Source organism: Paracoccus mutanolyticus (assembly GCF_003285265.1).
Lineage (GTDB): Bacteria > Pseudomonadota > Alphaproteobacteria > Rhodobacterales > Rhodobacteraceae > Paracoccus > Paracoccus yeei.
The window spans coordinates 2865559-2882950 of sequence record NZ_CP030239.1 but is presented as its reverse complement, the minus strand read 5'-3'; the positions used below and the strand labels follow the sequence as shown (position 1 = coordinate 2882950).

Genomic DNA, 17392 nt, shown 5'->3' with positions numbered 1-17392 from the left:
CGCCGCGGTCGGAGAGCCGGATGCCGGGCCATGACGTCGAGGCCTTCGCGGCGGATGGTGGCCGTGCACCGTGCCCGGGGCGACGCCGAGGTGCGGTTTTCAGCGTCAGGCGAGGACCGGATCCTGTTCAGCCCACGGCGGCGCTCGACGACGGCGGCAGCCTCGATCTGAGCGTGACCTAGCCACGACAGCATGCGACGTGGCGCAGCCTGTCGAGACGGGCCGACGGAATCCGGCGGCAGGCCGCGTCCTGTCTGTACCTGCTGGATGGTTTCCAGCTCGGACAGGCCGAGGCGAGAAGGGCATGCTCCCCTCCCGGCCATTGCAAGACGAGCGGCTGCATCAGGCGGCGTTCGTCAGATCGACGCCATCCTGAAGCGATGTCAGCGTGCCCATTCAAATTCTCCGCGTGAGCCGAAGTAGGACTTGACCGAAGGCATGTCACCTTATGGCCGCCGCACGTCGGGCCGAGGTCAGGAGATCGAGTGGCGGCTCGACGCGGTGGGATTGGGGCCGTGCCGCTTCCTGGATCGACGCGGTTGCGGCAGGTCGTGACCCTTATGGCTTCGACGATTGAACATCCCTTGCCCCTGGATCAGGTGGCAGCGCAGGCAGGAATTTCACCTCGCATGAAACGCCTGCTGGCCGGCTGCCGCTGTATCGGCTGGCTGGTCACCGACCGCGCCGTGCTGCCGTCGACGCCATGCCCCGTCGCAGATCGTGGTGCAGGTTCTCGGATTGGTTTCGGAAATTCTACGCTGATCATTCCACAAGCTGGCAAGAGGCGGCGATCGGGTAATCCGGTCGCCGCCTTCTAGTAAATCCCGCAATTTCAAAGCCCGGAATGCCTGGCGCGGTTGATAGCACTTGGCACGGTGCTGACAGCACTGCTGGGCCGGCCAGTCATCAGCAAGAAAGCGCCGGCGACCTCCGACGCTGGATTGCTACGATCGGGCGTTGGACTGGCGACGCGGCGACCGACAACCTGGCCGCCTCGAGACCGGGCCGCGGCCGAGTTGGCCCAGGTGGACGGGGTCGGGCAAGAGCGCGCTGACCTGCTGGTGTCGCCCCGCTATGTGATCGAGGCGCATTCGAACGCACCGCCAAGGCCGGAGCCGCGATCGATACCGAGGGCAAGCATCTGGACATCTTCAACCGCCGCGCGGCGCGGGGCCAGTGCTTTCACCAGCCCTGTCTTGGGACCCGCGAAGGCGCAGTCGACCATCATCTGCGCCTGCCCGGCCCGATCGCGCTGGCCGGCGACAGCTATGCGCTGGCCTGGTCCGCGCGCCCGGCGGAAAACCATACCAAGCAGGAAACCTGCCGCCGGGCGAAACCCCGGACAGCTACAACCGGATGCTGCTGGTCGAAACGGTGGCGGGCGACATCGGGGTGATGGATGCGGTGCGGGCGCGCCGAAACTGCTGAACCTGCTGGATGCCATCCGCGCCTTCGACGAGGACACCGAACTGAAAGGCGCGCTTGGGGATGCCTTCTCGGCGGCGTTCATCAAGTACGAAGACAACGAAGAACGCAGGAATGGAACGCCTATACCGCGCACCTGACCCAATGGGAGCGGGAGACCACGCTGGACATCTGAACGCCAGCCACCGGGCTTATGGAAACGAGGCCCTAGGTTCCTGCAGGGGCTGGCCACGCTGCGCCTCGACGCAGATCAGGGCGCTGGCCTAGGCGGCTCTGCCGCAACCGGGGGGCAGAGGTCACGGCGACCATCCCCAGCCAGCAGCGGGGGCACCGGGATCATCATGTGCCAACGCGCCAGCATGCGGCGCTCAATGAAGGTTCCTGCTTTTGACGTTACGCGGTCTGCAGTATCGAAATCCCTATCGCCCTGGCCGCGGGCGCTATGGGCCGTGTTGCCCGGCAGCTGCGCAGGAGGGATACACGCCCGCAGGGCCAAAACGACAGCTCGGTTCATCTGAAGGCAGCCCAGCGGGAACGAGACTTTTCTGTGCCTGCGCTCATCTGCACCTTCTTCGCCGCAGAGATGTTCGCCCCAGGCGCACCCCTCCTGCGTGATGCTCAAGGCCGAGGATTGGCCGGGCCTTGACAAGATTTCGGCGCTGCGTCGGCTTCAGGCCGAGGCAAGGCTTCGGCCCTTCTCGATCCTGACTGCGAATGGAGGCACTTTTCTGGATTTCGAGTATTGGCGCAAGATGCGGCATGATTTCGAAGTCTATGGCACCAAGGGCGCGTTGTCCTTCAGCCAGGAACGTTTTGGATTTGGGTCCTGGCGAGGGCCGTCGCAGCCCATGTAGAGCCGCTGGCCAACTGAGGGATACGCACCGAGCTGTTCAGCCGTGCCGAAATCGACCGCGCCCATGCGAGGCATTGCGCGGGGCGTAGATCGGATCGCGTTGCGCTGCCGATGCGCTGGCCGGCTGGTCGCATCGTCAACACGCGGCGGGCTATGTGCGGACATGGCCGCGCTGATGGACGCGGCGCCGGGGCTGGCGAACAGACCGAGGCCGCCTCGCGCAGATCACGCGGCGATGGCGACAGTTCCCACCAGCCGCTGCTCTGCACCGGCCTGCCCGCACAGATCTCCGAGAATTGCGCGCGCCCGAGCCAGCGCGAAACCGCGCCGGTCGCGCGCGAACTGGGCGACCGCCCCGCCGACCCCATGCCGCCCCGGATCGACCGGGGCTGGCCGGGGCGGTCCAGCCGCTGGCGCAATTCCGCCTGGGCCTGCGCCGCGAGGCGGAAATCGACTACGGCCCCCGGCGCGCAGTCGAACTGCGCGCTGCGCGATGCGGCGAGGGCATCTGCTCGCGCGCGGGAGCCACAGGCGCGGCTGGCTTCCGCGCCGCGTGATCTGGACAGCGAGTTGCGCGAATGGCGCGGCGCCGGCCATCCAGCTTTGCCGCCAGTTGCCGCCGCTTTGCCGACGAGCACGGCCAGCAGCGGATGGCCGATCTTGTCGGCAGTCACAGCGATGCTGACCGGCCAGGCTATCTGGTGTTCGCGACGACGCCCTCATCGGCATGGCGCCTGGCGCGCCGATACGGTCCCGCAGGTACAGGACCGCAACAATGCCGCGCCGGCCATTGCGGACGGGCTGCTGCCCTCGGGCGCCAAGCTCAGGCCGCACCGGGACCTGGCCTATAACGGGCCTGTCGGTGTCGACCGGGTGCTTTACACCGCCGAGGTCTCGACCGGCTGGACGGTGCCGGCAACGGCTATCTGGATCGGCAGAGGATACGTGGGCGACTGCTGCGCGACGGCAGCGCCATGCGCCACGACTGGCTGGTTCCCTTCGGCGATCTGGCGCTGCGACATGTCGCGGCCGCGCGACCCGGGCGCTGGTCGCGGGGGCCGAGCACGGCAAGGCCGTGGTGCTGACCGCGGCGGACGGCACGGCGCTGGAGCTGGCAGGCGCCGAACGATTGCTGCCGATTCCCGACGGCGGGAACATTTCCGAGCGCTGGGCGATGACCGACATCGCCAAAGGCGGGCTGCGGCGCGACCGCAGCTTCGACTTTGCCGCCGATGCACCCTGCTGCACAGCAGCGACGTTTCGTGGCGGCCGGGTCTGACCAGCTTCACCACCTCGTCCCTGTCCCCGGCAGTGCCTGCCGTCGGATGCCCGTTCGCTCCCATGACGACGACCGACCCCGAGGGTGCGGCATCGATCGCGGCGGGCAACGCATCCCGCCAGCCCGAGACCTGATATCACGGCCGCGTCAGATTGACGCGACGACGATGAGTTGCTGGCATTGGCTCGCGCTCAGAGCGGGAAATGCTCAAATCTGACAATGGCTGGCATTGAGGGGATGAAGGCGAGGTCGTTGTCATTGCATCGCAGAAGGGCGGGGCGGGAAGACAGACGACGACAGCGATCAATATGGCCGTCGCGGCTTCGCAGGACGGAATGCGGTCGCCGCCATGATCGACTTGGACCCTCAGCGCAGCCTTAGGGGCTGGCCGAGACCGCCGCTGGAAAGGCGGACCAGTCGCGCCGGCAGTTCCGCGATCCGGCTGCCGTCGGCGTCCTGCAGGACCAGCGGCCTCGTGCTGCCGCGGCGAGGATTCGCCCAGCATCTCGGCAAAGACGGCCTCGTAGCGCGCCACGTCCTCCAGCGTGGTGAACGGAGAGATCAGCGCCATGTTGTGGAACGGGCTCCACCGCCGCATTGGCGAAATACAGGTGGTCACGCTGGATGCGACGGCATCGCCGCCCATTCCGTTGCAGGGTTGCCGGCCGCCGTAGGCGATCAGCAGGCCGCCGCCAGAGGCGGGGAATAGAGCGCGACCCGCCGCGTCAGCGGCACGGATCGCTCGCTTGTCGGCGCCGGTTTCGGGGTCCAGGACCAGCAGCCCCGGGCGCCAGCCATCGGGGGTGCGCATCTCGACCGCCATCACCACGCGACCGTCGCCCAGTGGCTGGGCAATGCTGTTGCGCGATAGCGCCACGCCCTCGAACCCCACGGTGCGAAGGCAGCCCGAGCGCCCCAGCGCACGGTGATCCAGCCGCGGCCCACGACCCGTGCCCCGTCGCAAGCCCGCCGCCCCGACCAGGGCCAGCGCGACCACCGCCGCGGCGATCAGCCGACCTCGCCCATTCCCCGCCCCCGCCGCGTAAAGCCGCATTCGCTGTCGGCTCCGGCCGCGGGCTTTCCGGCCAGCGCCACGATCACGGCCCGCTGCAAGATGCCACAGGATGGCCGGAGCTGGTCGCTGGCGATGCTTGCGCGCCGCGCCTTCACTTGCGGTCGGATGCGGCTCACGGCGAACGGGCCCGGCACGAAGCGGCGGGCAGGATGGCACATCCGGTCCCCATCGGGCGAGCGGGCGCTGTCCAGCCGCGCTCCGGGATCGTCATCGGGCAGGTCCAGCACCACCGTGTCGAAATCGTCGTGCTCGTGATCCTCGGCCCCGTCGTGGTGCGAGGGGCGGGCCGACAGGTCGCGCCTCGGCCGGCGTCAGGTCCCAGGCCCAGGCCGGGTCGACGGCGACATGCGCAAAGACCCATTGCCGGAGGGCGAAAACGCTGACGAAGGCCGCGGCCATTCGGACATCCTGGGGCGGTCGCGGTGCGCGATCCCGCGCGGACCATCGCCCTTCGCCGACGCGCGCGCATCACGCGGATATCGCGCGGCTGGCAGCCGCCCGGCTGGTCGCAGCTTTGCGCGTTGCAGCGATCGCCATGGCCGTGCCGTCGGGCGACAGGCGCAACTGCTCGGGCCGGCCCTGCATCCCCAGATCGGCGCGGGCGATCTCGGCCCCTGTCGCGGGGTCGAGCGTGGCCACGACCATTTGCGCCTGCAGCCGGTCGCGGCGTCCGGGGCGATAGTCGATGCCGCCGACGCCAGCGCGGCCCTGCGCATCGGTCGCCAGCGCGTCGCCCGTCACCACCAGATCGCGCAGGGCAAAGGCCGCCACGCAGCCGCCACCGCCCGCGACCCGCCCGGCCCAGCCGCAGGGCCGGACAGGGCAAGCCCGCACCCCCGCCCCCCAGCAGCAGCGCGACCAGCAGCAGCGCGCGCGCATGCCGCGGCCGTTCGGGGCCAGTGGCGGCGTTCCCCGGCAATGCGCAGGACCACCGCGTCTCGCCGTCGACGTGACCCTCGGCCACCACGCAACCGCTGGCGGGCAAAGGCGGCCTCGAGCCCGGCGACAAGGTCGTCGTCGCCGGCGCGCAGAAGGTTACCCCGCGGGCAGGGTCGTGCCCGGCCGCGGGCGGTCGCGGCGGCCGGCGGGAAGGACGCGGACCACCCCGCGCCCGGGCAGGGTGCCTTGACGCAATATATTCCCGTGGTGCCGAGGCCCCAGAACGGTCGCCGTCCGCCGGGACCGGCAGGGGCCGATCGCCAGGCCTGCACGGCAGAGGCGGTCTTGACCAGCGCGGCGGCAAGGATGCTGCGGACATGGCGGTTCCTTTCCCGAAATCATCGTTCCACCATGGGACGCGGGGCGCGGCCCGGACCTGGGCGCTTAGTCGGGGGCGGCCAGCCGGCCGGCCACGGCAGCGCGGTCGGGCGCGTCATGGACCCGCCGCGACAGTTCGGCCGACAGCCGGATGCCGTCGGGACGGACCGTGAACACGTCCCAGTTCGTCGCATCCCGGTCCAGCTTGCGCAGTGAAATTCCGTCGCCCGGGGGCGGAAGCGGAAGGATCGATCGGTGGCCCGGTCGGGTGCGGCAAGACCCGGCTGGTCGAACGCCTGCTGCCGATCTGCAAGGACGCGGGCGTATCGGTCGCCGTCATCACGAATGATCTGGTGACCCCCGACATCATGGCGCTGCGCGTCGGCCGCTTGCCCGTGGCGGCCGGGGGCGCTGGCTGCGGCGGGCGGGCTCCCAGAACCCGGCCCGGCGGCGCGGCAGGATCGGATGCGCCGTCCACGGACCGGGGGCGCCTCGGCCGCTCGGGCCCACACGGCTTCGCGCGCAGCGCTGCGCCCCTCGGCCCAGGGGCGCCGTCGGTCAGCGCGGCGCATCGGGCGCGGCACAGCAGCGCACCGCGGCCAGCGCCGCCAGCGCCCCTGCCGCGGGGGCCAGCCGGCCGCCACCCAAGGCGGCGCGGTGCGGGCGGCAACGCGGGCGGAGGATCGGCAAGGCCGCCTGCGCCGCGGCGATGGTGGCCTGCATCCGCCCGGGTCCGGCTCGGGCGTGGGATCCGGCGCAGCAGGTCATGCTGGACGGAAGCCGGCCGCCAGCTTGCCCCGGCGCTGGCCGCCTTTGTGGATCCGGCCTCGTCGACATCGGCTTGCAGCCCTTGAGCTGCGCGGCCTCGGCCTGTCGCCCTTCGCACGCCCAGCATCGCCGCAAGCGCTGCAGGTCGGGCAGCGCAAGCACCGCCCGCCAGATGTAGACGACGCCAGATCGCCTCCGACCGCGGGGTGAGCTGTCGCCCGCCCCGCACTCGGCCCGCATGCAGCGGGTGCGGCGCTGCTTGCTGGTCAGAAAGCGGCACATGGAATGGATGTTATCCTCGAAGCCAGCAGGTGGGCGGCGCGGCCGTCGAAGCTGCGGATCGCCTGCGGCAGCCGCATGCAGCCGGTCTGGGTCGTCCTCGCTCGCTTTCAGCCCGGCCAGCATAGGCGATCCGGATGACATAGGCGATACGGCTTGCGAGCAGAGCGGCGGTTGAACGGCGGCGGCTCGCTGTCGAACAGGTCGCGCCACTGTTTCTTCAGGTCGGGCGTCGACGTCGCGCACCTGATGCCGGCCGAACCGTGCCGCCATAATCCATCGTGACATCTGCAGATGATGGCGATAGGGGTCGATGCCGGGCGTAGGCAGATCGCGCCAGGTGTTTAGCATGGCGGCCTTCGCCAAGATCCTGCCCGCGGCCTCGTCCGAATGGCACAAATGAGGCGTTCATGGGTGTAAGCCATCTGTCCCGTTGTCCGAGCCACGGACGATCATCCTCGCCGCACTCTGCGGCGTGCCGGCCGCGGCGCAACCGGCGGCGACAGTCATCACCCTCAACTGGGGCAGAGCTGCCGCAGGCCGATGCTCTGATCGGCCTGGGCTTGTGTCGGCATCATGGGGTTGAGCCCCGGCCGGCCGCGGGGCGGCGGTTGCCGTCGGTGCGCGGCGACGTGACCGAGGGGCTGAACATCGACAGCCTGAACCAGATGGTGGGCGGGTCGCTGAAACCCATCGCGGTCGATGACCACCTGCTGACGTTCATGTCGCCGCAGGAGCGCGTCGGCTTTTTCCGCGAATGGAACGCCGCTCTCGGCAAGTGACCCCGGCGCGGCGCCGCATAGCGCATCTGCGCCGCAGCGGCGACCGCTTTTCATCAGGGATGGCACGATGCTGTCCCGGCCCGTGGCGCACACGCGCATGCATACGCGCACGCACGCACATACAGGCGCACGCGCACGCATGCGCCATAGATTGCGGCGCAGCGCAGCGGATCCGCCGTTCCGCCGTTACCCTTGAATGCAAGACTTTGATCTTGAATGGAAATCCTGGGAACAGGCCGGTAACGCGCGGCACCTTCGTACCCTATCGCGGCCGAGCTTGTGGCCAACGGCCTGACCGAGCGTCGAGCATGCCGGACGGCTTCGGTTTTCGGACGCGGTCGTTGTCAGTTCTCCAACAGGTGCCAACGATCGGCGACCTGAACCGCCTCTGGCAGGGCACGGGTGGCTGAGGTCCATGCCGCCATTTACCTCGACAACTTTCACGGGTGATTTGGTCCTCTAGATAATGAAGCCGCGGCACGCACTTGCCTTGCCGCTTGTTGTCGAGCACCGCCGGTAGTGGCTGTGGACTTTCGAACCTGCGTGCGGTGCTGTCGGTCCTTCCCGACCGGGTGTTTTCCACCTCACGCCGGACATCGCGCGGTATCTGGATCTGTCCGCCATCGCTGAAGCCCATGGTGGCGCGCTGGGGCGCGAGGCCCTTTCTCGCGCCCTGCTGGGGGGCGGCATCCGCCCGGCGGAGGCCTTGCCCCGGCTCCCCGGATAGCTTTGCCGAAAATCCAGGATCTGCTGGCGCTTGGGGCTGTCGCTCGGCGCGGCCTCGGGCCCGGCGACAGGGGGCGCGGTCTCGGTCATCGTTTTTCACGCGGTGCTCGACGACGGCGTTCGCCGGCCTCTGGGACGCGGCTTCACCGAACTGCCGTCGAAGATGATCGCGAATGGAGAGCCGGGCATCGTCGATCTGGCCACGCGCGATGCCGCGACCCATGGCGCGGCCCGATGGCGCAGGCATCGGGCGCGGGGCTTTCAGGCCCGGCCCTGCTGCAAGCCGGCGATGGCGCGGCGCTGGAGCCGCTTCGGCCGGCCGGCGCTCGGCTCTGGACACGACGGCCGCAGCTTCTGGTGCGGCCGAGAAGGCAGAAGAAGGCGCGATGCCGCGGCGTGCCGAGGCCGATGGCATGGGCTGGGCCGGCGGCATCGGTCCCGCGCTGGCCAAGGAACTGGGCATCAAGGCGACGCCGGTCGAAACCACCTGGGGCTTCCGCGTCTCGCGCTCGCCCGTGCGGGCTGCGCTGAAACAGCTCGAAGAGGCGGGGGTCCTGACCTCGGGCGAGCGCAGCGGCTATCGGCTGGTCGATGCGCAGGCGGCGCAGACAGCGCCGCGAGCTGTGGCGGGAATATGGACGGATGGCCGATGATCGCCGGGCAAGCGTTGCCGATAGCCAGCCATCTGGTTGCGTGTCGAGGCTGCGCATCGTCATTCCCGACGGCACGCCCCGTCCCTTTAACCAGGCCACCCAGGCATTGATGGCCGGGAACCTGCCCGCGCTGCGTATCGGCACCGGGACTGAGGGATGCTCGCTGGCCCGAGGGGAAGGTCCCCGCCCTTGCGCGAAAACGGCATCGAGGCTGTGGCGGTCTGCCTGCTGCATTCCTATGCCAATCCGGCGCATGAGGCGCGCGTCGGCGCGATCCTGCGCGCGGCCATGCCGGAACTGCGCATCACGCTTTCGGCACGCATCTGCCCCGAGATGCGCGAATACGAACGCGGTTCGAGACCAGGGGCGATCCGTTCACGCGGATCCGCTTTGGCGTCGACCGCGATGCCTCGCGCTGCCGTCGGCGTCGCCCTGCGAGGACCGCCTGCACCGCGCCATGCAGCCGGCGTTCCGCAGGGGCAAGCTGAGGGCGTTGAACGCAGCCTTCCCCCGGTGCGGCGTCGTGCCGCTTGGCGGTTCAGGACGCGCAGGCCGGGACGCGAGACGCGACGAACTGGCGCTGCTGTTGGAAAACCATATTCACCGCACGCGCGAGAACTACCTGAGCACGTTCCGCGAAACCCAGCTTTCTCCCGGAAAGCGCATGAGGTCACGCCTAAAGCTAGCCTGAAGCTGCGCGTGCTTGGGATCGAACTGGGTCTGACGCTGCGCTACCCGCAAAGCTCCGCGCTAGACCCCGTTGCTCAACCCACCCGAAAGTGCAGAGCTGCTGACCTGGTCACCACATTCGGGAGACGGACCGCATGTCAGTCCGAAGGCCGCCGTCGACTACATGCTCGATCCGGTCGTGCGCAAGGCGATCCGGAACCAGCTTGTCGATGCGTGTCTTTGGCCCGGCACTGCCCATGTCGGTGTCCTTTGCTCGTTCCGCCTGTCTCGCATCACGATCCCGGCCCGGATATCCGCAACATCCTGATCGCCAAATTGGCCGCACCATCGGACGGGCCCGAGATCGTCAGCCTGCATCTGAGTCGCGAAAGCATTCTTAGCCTGGTCGGCACAGGCGAGGGCATCCCCGAGGCCATCCTCCGCGATATCCGCGATCCTCGGGCAGTCTCCACCTGCCGCCCCTGCCCGGCCGCGGCTCGGTTGACGATCTGATGCCTGCTTGGTGGTCGGATTTAGCGAGGGTGGATATACCGGCGATGATCGCGGACACGAACCAGCCGGGGTTGTTCTCGCCGACGAATATTCTTCAGCCGAGTGAGGCAGTAAAGCGATCGCGGTGCTGCCATCTGCTGGAACAGCTGCAGAACGGGCCGCTAAACGGGCGCAAGCTGGGCCGGCGTCTCGGAAGCGCTGGTGCGACAACTGCCGCCGGCCTCGGAGCCTTCAGGCGGCATCGAGATCGCGATCGGCCGGCTACGGCAACCAGCCTCTACGCCGAGCCGATCATCTTCCTCATCATTCTCATGGTCCTGTTCGTGCGGCCCTATGGCCTGCTCGGGGACTTCGAAGCCGCCCGGAGGTAAGCGAGATGCGGAGTATGTTCACGTGCTGAACGATCATTGGCAGTCGCTGCCCTGCGTGCCCGCGACTGCATCGCTTCGTTGCCATTCGGGCTGACCGATCCGGACCAGATCGACATCGGCGACCGGATTCGCGACCACTGCAGACGGTTGCGTCTGCAGCGCCAGCTCGCCTTCAAGGCTAGCCATGTTTCCCATCTTCCTGGCGCTGGCGGGGGGATGGGTCTTCCATGTGCGCGACCTGCCGCTGGCCTGATGCTGGGCTGGGGGCGATGTGCGCAACCATGGTCGCCGCGCTGCTGGAACTGCCGCTGGTGGCGCGGACCCGCCCGATGCGCCCGCCCTTTGCCGCGATCCTCGGCGTGACGCTGGGCGCGACCTTCCGTAGCGTCCGGTCTGATCCCAGCCGGGCTCAAACTCCAGTTCTCGGTCCCGGCTTTCCGCATCTGCGTGGTGGACAGTTCGGGAAAGATCACCCGGGAGACGAAGCGCTGGACGGCGCGGGAAGCCCTGTCGCGGCTTTGCCGAGCTCGGCTTTCCGGTGGTCAGGATCGGTCTCGAAGCGGGTCCCCTGTCGCAATGGCTGCGTGATGGTCTGATCATGGCAGGCTTCGAGGTGGTGCTGCTGGAAACGCGTGCATTCCTGACGGCGAGCATCGTCAGGATACCAGGGGGTCGGCGCCTCGACGTCCAGCAGATCGCCGGACAGGGGGCATAGATTCGCGATCGAACCTGCATGGCGGGCAGGGCTGCGGATCACGGGGCGCTAGACCCGAGGCTTTGGCGCGGCTGCTCGGGGTCTGACGGCATGATCCCGGTGCCGGCCACCACGCGGGTGTGGCTCGCGGCGGGGTGACGGACATGCGCAAGGGCTTCGCGGCCTTGGCGGCGCAGGCCAGGCGGTGCTAGAAGCAGATCCGGCGGTGCGGTGTTTGCGTTCCGCGGTCGGCGTGGCGATCGAAGCTCTTGTACATACAAACTGCGAGATTTGCGGATCGAATATCCCTGGCACCCGCTATTCGGCCGGGTTCTGCACGCCCGTGATGGCGGCCGCCGACACGGTTCGGACTCGATCCTGGTAGAAGAGCGACCCGGATTTTTCCGAACCCTGCCGCCCTGGATGTGCGATCCCGCCTACTGTTCGCTGCTGGACAGCGGACCGCCCCTCGTCGCGCTTGAGGCCTTGGAAGCGCTCGCCCGAACCTTGGATCTGATGCGTCATGCCGGAGGTGCTCCATGCTCTGGAAGACCGATTCCAGAGGAGGATGCGCATGCCCTGCCGACCCAAACGCCTCTCGCAGCCGAAACAACCGAAGCCCAAGCAGCTCTGCTTGCCGTTGGACGACAGCCGGAACCGTCCCCCGGCAGCACCAGCGACACCCGCAATTCTGGAGGCCTTGGCCGAGCTGCTGCTGGTGGCCGCGAACAAGATGGCGGAGGGCGCGCAAAATGATGCATGCAAAGATCACCGTTGAGCATCTCGCCCGCAGTGCGCTCGTTTATGTCCGTCAGTCGACGATGAGCCAGGTCCTTGGCAACCTGGAGAGCCAAAAGCGGCAATACCAGATGGCGGAAGCCGCCCGCGACATGGGCTTTGCGGAGGTCCGGGTGATCGACGAGGACCTCGGGCGCTCCGGTTCCGGTCAGATCGCGCGGCCGGGCTTTCAGCGCCTGGTTGCGGAAGTGTGTGCCGGGACGGTGGGAGCGGTCTATTGTATCGAGGCTTCGCGCCTCGCGCGCAATGGCCGCGACTGGCATCACCTGATCGATCTCTGCGCCCTGACGGGAGCCTTGGTGGTTGACCCGGAAGGGGTCTACGATCCCCGCCTGATGAACGACCGGCTGCTGCTGGGGCTGAAGGGAACGATGTCGGAATACGAACTGAGCCTCCTTCGCCAGCGCGGACTGGCAGCCCGAGACGCGAAGGCGAGCCGGGGCGAACTGCGCTTCACCCTTCCGCCGGGCTTCTGCTGGAGCGAGGACGACAGGATCGAGATGGATCCCGATGAACGGGTCCAGCAGGCCATCCGTCTGATCTTCGCCAAGTTCCGCGAGTTGGGCAGCGGGCGGCAGGTGTTCCTGTGGCTGCGTGCGGCGGATATCCATCTGCCGGTGGCGCTGCGGAACGGCGCCTTGCGCAAGATCGCCTGGCGCAAGCCTGCCTATCACAGCGTGATGCAGGTGCTGCACAACCCGATCTATGCTGGCGCTTATGCCTTTGGGCGGACCGGGAACCGGACGGGGGTGGTCGATGGGCAAGCGCGCAAGACCAGCGGTCACCACCGTGCGATCGCGGACTGGAGCGTGCTGATCAAGGACAATCACGAGGGATATCTCGACTGGCGCGCCTACGAGGAGAACCGCCGCATGCTGGAAGAGAACGCGCATATGCAGAAGCGCGCGGCCCGCAAATCGGGACGTGGCGGACAGGCGCTGTTGTCGGGCATGGCCCGCTGCGCGCGCTGCGGCCGGATGATGCGGGTGTTCTACAAGACGGGGACCGACCTGTCGCACCGTTATCAGTGCCGCGGCGATGACGGGCATGTCGGGGCCGGTCTGTGCATCGGTGCCGGCGGGGGAGGTATCGATGCACTTGTTGCCAGCCAGCTTCTCGAGGCCGTCTCCGGACAGGCCGTGCAGGCCGCCCTTCTGGCGGGGCAGCAGGCCGCCAAGGCGCAGGAGACCGTCCGGCTTGCGGTCGAGAAGGAACTCGATGAGGCCCGATATGCGGCGGAACTGGCGGAGCGGCGCTACGAGCACGTCGATCCTGCCAAACGGCATGTCGCCCGGACCCTGGAGGCGCGCTGGAACGTGGCGCTGGAGCGGGTCGCGGCGGTAGAGCACAAGCTTGCTGCACTGGGCGCGGAGCTCCGGGCCAAACCCGGGGTCGATCCTGCCGTTCTCATGCGGCTCGCCACGGATCTGCCGTCCGTCTGGAACGCGGTTGGGACCGATGCCCGCGCGAGACAACGTCTGGTCAGGCTGCTGATCGAGGAGGTCGTGATCGACATCGACGCGGAGGAGAACGAGTTCATTCTCCTCATTCATTGGATCGGCGGACGCCATACCGAGGTCAGACTGGCCCGACGCAAGACGGGTCGGTTCCCACCAGGTCGCCCGCTCACAGCCCGGGAGGTCCTCCGCAAGCTTGCCGGACACTGGCCTGACAGGGAGTTGGCCGTCACCCTCAACCGGATGCGCTGCCGCACCGAGGATGGGGAGACATGGACAACCGTTCGTGTCGCCGAGTTGCGCGACAAGCTCGCGATCCCGGCCTATGATCCTGATGCCGAGGTCCCGAAGACCTTGAGTGTCGACGCTACCGCCAAGCGGCTCGGCGTATGCGTCGCTTCGGTGCACAAGCTGATCCGATCGCAAACTCTGCCCGCAACGCAGATCATGTATTCCGCGCCTTGGAAAATACCGGTTGACGCGCTGGAGACCGAGGCGGTGCGGATAGGATTGCAGGAGATTGCTGTGCGCCGTCCACGGCAAGCCCTTGAGAAGGTGGCAGACAGGTCCATGCCTCTGCCCGGATTTTGACACAAGAGGTGCATTATGAAACGTGATCGGGTGACCTGATCAAGGTGTTGTGGCACGACGGGGTCCGCATGTCGCTGTATCTGAAGCGGCTGGAGGCGGGGAAGTTCATCTGGCCGGTGAGCCAGAATGGCTCGGCCGTTCCGGTCTCGGCGGCCCAACTTGGCTATCTTCTCGAAGGGATCGACTGGCGCAATCCGCGCTGGACACAGCGGCCTGCATCGGCTGGGTGACGCGCTCATCCCCATCGTTTAGGCATTCGATCGGGAATACAGCACTAAGTCGTCTCGCTCGATGAGCCCGCCATCCACCAAACCGCCGCGGAGCTGGATGCCGAGGCTGTCGAGGCCGATCTGGCCACGCCCGATGGGGTCGCTGCGGTCCTGGCCCATCTGGGCGGTGAACCGTGCGAACTGGCTGATCCTGACGTTGATCGGGTTCGAGAACTGAACCCGGATCGAGGACGAGGACAGCGAGGTCGCCGCCTTCACATAGCTGGGGTCACGCTGACCAGACGTCGAGGAGAAGGAAAACCGAAGCGTCGCCCGATCCCGGATCACATCCCCCGGATGGAACTGGAGCTGCGCCAAGTGGCGCGCCTGGCCGGTTGCGGCGGGCGCCTGCGCCTGACCGGCGAGGACGTGACCGCGATCTATCCCAGGGCCGAGGATTTCCGCGCATTGCGCCGCAAGCTGGACCCGCAGGGCGTCTACCTGAACGACCATCTGTCGCAGCTGTTCCGCTGACGGCGCCGGCCGGGCGGGACCGGGTCGCCTCGCCCATATTGGCCTGGGCGCCGCATCATCTGCCGGCTACCGCCAGAGCGCATCAGGTTCGCGGCCTCGACCTCGATGAAGGCCTCGGCGATGGGGAATTGCACGCCCTGGTTCTGGCCGATGGGGCGGCCGAAGACGACGCGCTCGCCCACGTATTGCGTCACCCGGTCGATCTAGCCGATGCACGCCGGTGCGCATGCTGGCGCCCGGCACTGGAAAGCACAACGGCGCGGCTCTGGGCCTATGCCCGGGACGAGACCGCACGGCCTAGGCGCGCCCCCGGCGGCGGCACCGCTTCTCCGGCGACCGAAAGGGCCAGCAGATGCGGCAGGAAATAGGTCGCCTGGTTCTCACGGCTCGATGCAGGCCGATGGGAATGCCGGGATCGAAGACCCGATGCTGCCAGATCGGATCGCGCAGGCCCATGTCCGTGGCGATCTGCTCGATCAGCGCCTCGGGGGCCATGCCACCCGCCATCAGGCGCACCGGATCGCCCGGCACGACCCGCAAACCAGGCGCGAAGATTGCCGCCGACTTCTATGTCGATCAGAACATCTTTCGTGCCGACATGAAGGCGGTGTTCGAAACCGATGGCTGTTTGCCTGCAACTGCCCGCATCCGGGCAAATCGACGTTGGCATGGAGATCCGCTACAGCCTTCCCTCCCTCTCGGAGCGCATGGGCGCTGGCGGCAGACGAAGCTGAGCCTTGACGAGATGGCGCGACGGTGGGTTGCCGGCATCGCTCGAGGATCTTGTTCGGTTTTGAAGATGGTCTGTGTCTGTTGAAGACGTCATGATGCGACTTCTGGATGTCGTGCTGGAGGAGTTCCATCTCCCGGTGACGGATTTCCTTGATCCAATAGTCGTGGCCCGGACCTGCTGGCCCATGAGCCCGCGGGGCCCCGGCGCGCAACTCAAGCTTCCGCATCTTCATCGCGACAAAGGCCGGGCGCGCCCATCGATAGGGGGCCTCCTTTGTCAGCAGTTGCCAGATCAGCGCTGCAATCTTGCGCGCGGTCGCGACGGCGGCGACGTTGTGCCCCTTGCGATCCTTGATCCGAAGAAAGAAGGCCCGCAACGGGCCTGGCACGGAAGCCGCCGACCAGGCGGCCTCTATCAGCATGGTGCGCCCGATCGTATTCCCCTGCTTTGAGATCCGACCATGGATGGCACCGCGATCGCCGGACTGTCGGATCCGGGGTGTCAGCCCGAAATAGCTTGCGAGACGATCCGGTGCGGAAAAGCGGGAGATGTCGCCGATCGCGGCGATAACCGCAGTGGCGACCGCGACATTGATCCCGGCGATGCTCATCAACTTGCGCATTCGGCTGTCGTCGAGTGCAATTCCCGCCAATGTTTGGTCCAGTTTTGCCAGCTTACCCCCCAGCCAGTCCAACTCATCCAGATGCCGGATCAGCAGATCACGTTCTGCCTTCGGCAGCGGTGCCGAGGCCAGCCATCTCCTGCCGCCCTTGCCAAACAGGTGCCCGGTATATTTGGCGACAAGGTTCGCATGCAGAACAGCCTGAACCCGGCTCTTGACCCGGCGGATTGATCTCACCGCTGCGGCGCGTTCGGAAACGAGGCGCCGCAGGTTCAGCGTCTGATCATCTGCGGCCCAGACTTCTGGCAGGAACCCTGCGGCATGAAGTTGCGCCAGAATTTTGGCGTCCACCTTGTCGGTCTTCACCCGTGCATGGGCGATGGCCTTCACCTGCAGCGGGTTCGCGATGACGACCCGCGCCACGAAAGGTGTCAGAAGTCTGACGATGGCCGCGGTATTGCCGGTCGCTTCCAGAACGACCTCGTCATCTGAACGTAGGGCCTGCCCGAAGGCCACCACCGCTTCATGATCAAGATCGATCCTGATCTCTGTCGTCTTTCCTCCCTCAAGGATCGCGACCTGCGCGAAGCTTCGGTGGACATCCATTCCAATGGATCGCATGCAAAATCCTCCCTGTTGCCGATGGGGAGTGCGCGGGCTGTGCGACATCTACGGATACGCGCTCGCAGCGCAGACGGGATAGTCGCAGGGGCGGCCAGATAACAACGCGAGCTCGCAGCTCATAGTCAATTCGGCCTGCCCGCTTCTTCGCACTCCGACGCCCCTGTCCCGACACGGCAACTCTACCATGACCACGCTCCAATCCACATCCGCAGGGGCCACGCCGACGGCATCACCGAAGCCGACGCCCGCGAGGCCCTGCAGCAGTTCGACCCGCTTTGGGACGAACTCTTCCCCGCCGAACAGGGGCACGCATTGTGGCGCTGTTGGTCGAGCGTGTCGACATAGGCACGGACGGGCTCAACGTCGGGCTCCGCGTCGACGGTCGTGGCCGATGGCTGCCGATCCGATACCCAATTCTGACGGTCATGGTCTTGGACCTCATTTCCAGTATTTTGCGACGTAGTCTTTGGTTTGCTTCAG

Annotated in this window: 21 protein-coding genes and 5 pseudogenes; 12 read left to right on the top strand and 14 right to left on the bottom strand. The window is 67.3% G+C overall.

Annotation, left to right across the window (positions count from 1 at the left end):
* Positions 1–629 precede the first annotated feature (629 nt).
* The gene (locus tag DPM13_RS20015) at positions 630–818 is read left to right on the top strand and encodes a hypothetical protein (protein WP_145963426.1); all 189 of its coding nucleotides are present in this window, start codon (positions 630–632) and stop codon (positions 816–818) included.
* A 254-nt stretch (positions 819–1072) separates the two neighbouring features.
* On the opposite strand, the gene DPM13_RS27365 is transcribed toward DPM13_RS20015, so the two are convergent.
* From DPM13_RS27365 to DPM13_RS21275, 3 genes are all read right to left on the bottom strand, one after another.
* A complete protein-coding gene (locus DPM13_RS27365; protein WP_189654726.1) occupies positions 1073–1225 on the bottom strand; it encodes a hypothetical protein in 153 nt (50 codons plus the stop codon).
* 998 nt (positions 1226–2223) lie between these two features.
* The gene (locus DPM13_RS20010) at positions 2224–2952 is read right to left on the bottom strand and encodes a hypothetical protein (RefSeq protein WP_145963425.1); all 729 of its coding nucleotides are present in this window, start codon (positions 2950–2952) and stop codon (positions 2224–2226) included.
* Between the two features lie 204 nt (positions 2953–3156).
* Positions 3157–3300, bottom strand: coding sequence for a hypothetical protein (locus tag DPM13_RS21275; protein WP_189654725.1), 144 nt, complete (start codon positions 3298–3300; stop codon positions 3157–3159).
* Positions 3301–3356: 56 nt separating this feature from the next.
* Here DPM13_RS21275 and DPM13_RS15635 point away from each other — a divergent pair, with 56 nt between their 5' ends.
* Complete coding sequence (locus DPM13_RS15635; protein WP_145963424.1) at positions 3357–3557, top strand: hypothetical protein; 201 nt, start codon at positions 3357–3359, stop codon at positions 3555–3557.
* Positions 3558–3693: 136 nt separating this feature from the next.
* Here the strand turns inward: DPM13_RS15635 and DPM13_RS20005 are convergent, their stop codons facing one another.
* The 3 genes from DPM13_RS20005 to DPM13_RS15625 form a co-directional block, all read right to left on the bottom strand.
* A complete protein-coding gene (locus DPM13_RS20005; RefSeq protein ID WP_145963423.1) occupies positions 3694–4449 on the bottom strand; it encodes a hypothetical protein in 756 nt (251 codons plus the stop codon).
* Positions 4450–4565: 116 nt separating this feature from the next.
* A complete protein-coding gene (locus tag DPM13_RS15630; RefSeq protein WP_145963422.1) occupies positions 4566–4859 on the bottom strand; it encodes a hypothetical protein in 294 nt (97 codons plus the stop codon).
* A gap of 241 nt (positions 4860–5100) precedes the next feature.
* Positions 5101–5511, bottom strand: coding sequence for a hypothetical protein (locus tag DPM13_RS15625; protein WP_145963421.1), 411 nt, complete (start codon positions 5509–5511; stop codon positions 5101–5103).
* Positions 5512–6101: 590 nt separating this feature from the next.
* Here DPM13_RS15625 and DPM13_RS27360 point away from each other — a divergent pair.
* Positions 6102–6743, top strand: a complete 642-nt coding sequence (locus DPM13_RS27360) for a GTP-binding protein (RefSeq protein ID WP_397244803.1) — start codon at positions 6102–6104, stop codon at positions 6741–6743.
* 311 nt (positions 6744–7054) lie between these two features.
* Here DPM13_RS27360 and DPM13_RS23930 read toward each other — a convergent pair.
* Positions 7055–7187: pseudogene (locus DPM13_RS23930) on the bottom strand (DUF2924 domain-containing protein); the annotation flags it as partial.
* A 360-nt stretch (positions 7188–7547) separates the two neighbouring features.
* Here DPM13_RS23930 and DPM13_RS21265 point away from each other — a divergent pair.
* From DPM13_RS21265 to DPM13_RS15595, 4 genes are all read left to right on the top strand, one after another.
* Positions 7548–7718: a hypothetical protein gene (locus DPM13_RS21265; protein ID WP_189654724.1), complete on the top strand. Its 171-nt coding sequence runs from the start codon at positions 7548–7550 to the stop codon at positions 7716–7718.
* 1112 nt (positions 7719–8830) lie between these two features.
* Positions 8831–9097, top strand: coding sequence for a GntR family transcriptional regulator (locus DPM13_RS15610; RefSeq protein ID WP_112888349.1), 267 nt, complete (start codon positions 8831–8833; stop codon positions 9095–9097).
* A 189-nt stretch (positions 9098–9286) separates the two neighbouring features.
* Positions 9287–10279, top strand: a complete 993-nt coding sequence (locus tag DPM13_RS23925; protein ID WP_223252087.1) for a hydantoinase/oxoprolinase N-terminal domain-containing protein — start codon at positions 9287–9289, stop codon at positions 10277–10279.
* Between the two features lie 44 nt (positions 10280–10323).
* Positions 10324–10650, top strand: coding sequence for a hypothetical protein (locus tag DPM13_RS15595; protein WP_112888348.1), 327 nt, complete (start codon positions 10324–10326; stop codon positions 10648–10650).
* A 33-nt stretch (positions 10651–10683) separates the two neighbouring features.
* Here the strand turns inward: DPM13_RS15595 and DPM13_RS21260 are convergent, their stop codons facing one another.
* Positions 10684–10836 carry a hypothetical protein gene (locus DPM13_RS21260; protein ID WP_189654723.1) on the bottom strand — a complete coding sequence of 51 codons (153 nt, stop codon included), beginning with the start codon at positions 10834–10836 and terminating at the stop codon, positions 10684–10686.
* Between the two features lie 95 nt (positions 10837–10931).
* Between DPM13_RS21260 and DPM13_RS20000 the strand changes: the two genes are divergently transcribed.
* Positions 10932–11246 (top strand): hypothetical protein, encoded by a 315-nt coding sequence (locus tag DPM13_RS20000; RefSeq protein ID WP_145963420.1) that lies wholly within the window; start codon positions 10932–10934, stop codon positions 11244–11246.
* A gap of 86 nt (positions 11247–11332) precedes the next feature.
* Here DPM13_RS20000 and DPM13_RS27355 read toward each other — a convergent pair.
* Both DPM13_RS27355 and DPM13_RS19995 read right to left on the bottom strand, forming a co-directional pair.
* Positions 11333–11407 (bottom strand): annotated as a pseudogene (locus tag DPM13_RS27355) (hypothetical protein); the annotation flags it as partial.
* A gap of 255 nt (positions 11408–11662) precedes the next feature.
* Positions 11663–11869: a hypothetical protein gene (locus tag DPM13_RS19995; protein WP_145963419.1), complete on the bottom strand. Its 207-nt coding sequence runs from the start codon at positions 11867–11869 to the stop codon at positions 11663–11665.
* Positions 11870–12096: 227 nt separating this feature from the next.
* On the opposite strand from DPM13_RS19995, the gene DPM13_RS15585 reads away from it, so the two are divergent.
* Both DPM13_RS15585 and tnpB read left to right on the top strand, forming a co-directional pair.
* Positions 12097–14190, top strand: coding sequence for a recombinase family protein (locus DPM13_RS15585; RefSeq protein ID WP_223252086.1), 2094 nt, complete (start codon positions 12097–12099; stop codon positions 14188–14190).
* Positions 14191–14258: 68 nt separating this feature from the next.
* Positions 14259–14420, top strand: coding sequence for an IS66 family insertion sequence element accessory protein TnpB (gene tnpB / locus DPM13_RS15580; RefSeq protein ID WP_145963418.1), 162 nt, complete (start codon positions 14259–14261; stop codon positions 14418–14420).
* Between the two features lie 18 nt (positions 14421–14438).
* Here the strand turns inward: tnpB and DPM13_RS15575 are convergent, their stop codons facing one another.
* Complete coding sequence (locus DPM13_RS15575) at positions 14439–14777, bottom strand: hypothetical protein (RefSeq protein WP_145963417.1); 339 nt, start codon at positions 14775–14777, stop codon at positions 14439–14441.
* Between DPM13_RS15575 and DPM13_RS15570 the strand changes: the two genes are divergently transcribed.
* Positions 14778–14933 (top strand): D-arabinono-1,4-lactone oxidase, encoded by a 156-nt coding sequence (locus DPM13_RS15570; protein ID WP_189654952.1) that lies wholly within the window; start codon positions 14778–14780, stop codon positions 14931–14933.
* Between the two features lie 77 nt (positions 14934–15010).
* Here DPM13_RS15570 and DPM13_RS23915 read toward each other — a convergent pair.
* The 3 genes and pseudogenes from DPM13_RS23915 to DPM13_RS15555 form a co-directional block, all read right to left on the bottom strand.
* A pseudogene (locus tag DPM13_RS23915) lies at positions 15011–15136 on the bottom strand (acyl-CoA dehydrogenase family protein); the annotation flags it as partial.
* 94 nt (positions 15137–15230) lie between these two features.
* Positions 15231–15464 (bottom strand): hypothetical protein, encoded by a 234-nt coding sequence (locus tag DPM13_RS23910; RefSeq protein WP_223252084.1) that lies wholly within the window; start codon positions 15462–15464, stop codon positions 15231–15233.
* 320 nt (positions 15465–15784) lie between these two features.
* Positions 15785–16894, bottom strand: a pseudogene (locus DPM13_RS15555) (IS110 family transposase); the annotation flags it as partial.
* 228 nt (positions 16895–17122) lie between these two features.
* On the opposite strand from DPM13_RS15555, the pseudogene DPM13_RS23905 reads away from it, so the two are divergent.
* A pseudogene (locus DPM13_RS23905) lies at positions 17123–17301 on the top strand (recombinase family protein); the annotation flags it as partial.
* Between the last annotated feature and the right edge of the window lie 91 nt (positions 17302–17392).

What these genes read in the sequence shown, in the direction of transcription:
- DPM13_RS20015 (WP_145963426.1), top strand. Translation starts at nt 630, where the DNA reads ATGAAACGCCTGCTGGCCGGCTGCCGCTGTATCGGCTGGCTGGTCACC.
- DPM13_RS27365 (WP_189654726.1), bottom strand. Translation starts at nt 1,225, where the DNA reads ATGGTCGACTGCGCCTTCGCGGGTCCCAAGACAGGGCTGGTGAAAGCA.
- DPM13_RS21275 (WP_189654725.1), bottom strand. Translation starts at nt 3,300, where the DNA reads ATGTCGCAGCGCCAGATCGCCGAAGGGAACCAGCCAGTCGTGGCGCAT.
- DPM13_RS15625 (WP_145963421.1), bottom strand. Translation starts at nt 5,511, where the DNA reads ATGCGCGCGCGCTGCTGCTGGTCGCGCTGCTGCTGGGGGGCGGGGGTG.
- DPM13_RS15610 (WP_112888349.1), top strand. Translation starts at nt 8,831, where the DNA reads ATGCCGCGGCGTGCCGAGGCCGATGGCATGGGCTGGGCCGGCGGCATC.
- DPM13_RS15595 (WP_112888348.1), top strand. Translation starts at nt 10,324, where the DNA reads ATGATCGCGGACACGAACCAGCCGGGGTTGTTCTCGCCGACGAATATT.
- DPM13_RS21260 (WP_189654723.1), bottom strand. Translation starts at nt 10,836, where the DNA reads ATGGCTAGCCTTGAAGGCGAGCTGGCGCTGCAGACGCAACCGTCTGCA.
- DPM13_RS20000 (WP_145963420.1), top strand. Translation starts at nt 10,932, where the DNA reads ATGGTCGCCGCGCTGCTGGAACTGCCGCTGGTGGCGCGGACCCGCCCG.
- DPM13_RS19995 (WP_145963419.1), bottom strand. Translation starts at nt 11,869, where the DNA reads ATGACGCATCAGATCCAAGGTTCGGGCGAGCGCTTCCAAGGCCTCAAG.
- DPM13_RS15585 (WP_223252086.1), top strand. Translation starts at nt 12,097, where the DNA reads ATGATGCATGCAAAGATCACCGTTGAGCATCTCGCCCGCAGTGCGCTC.
- tnpB (WP_145963418.1), top strand. Translation starts at nt 14,259, where the DNA reads ATGTCGCTGTATCTGAAGCGGCTGGAGGCGGGGAAGTTCATCTGGCCG.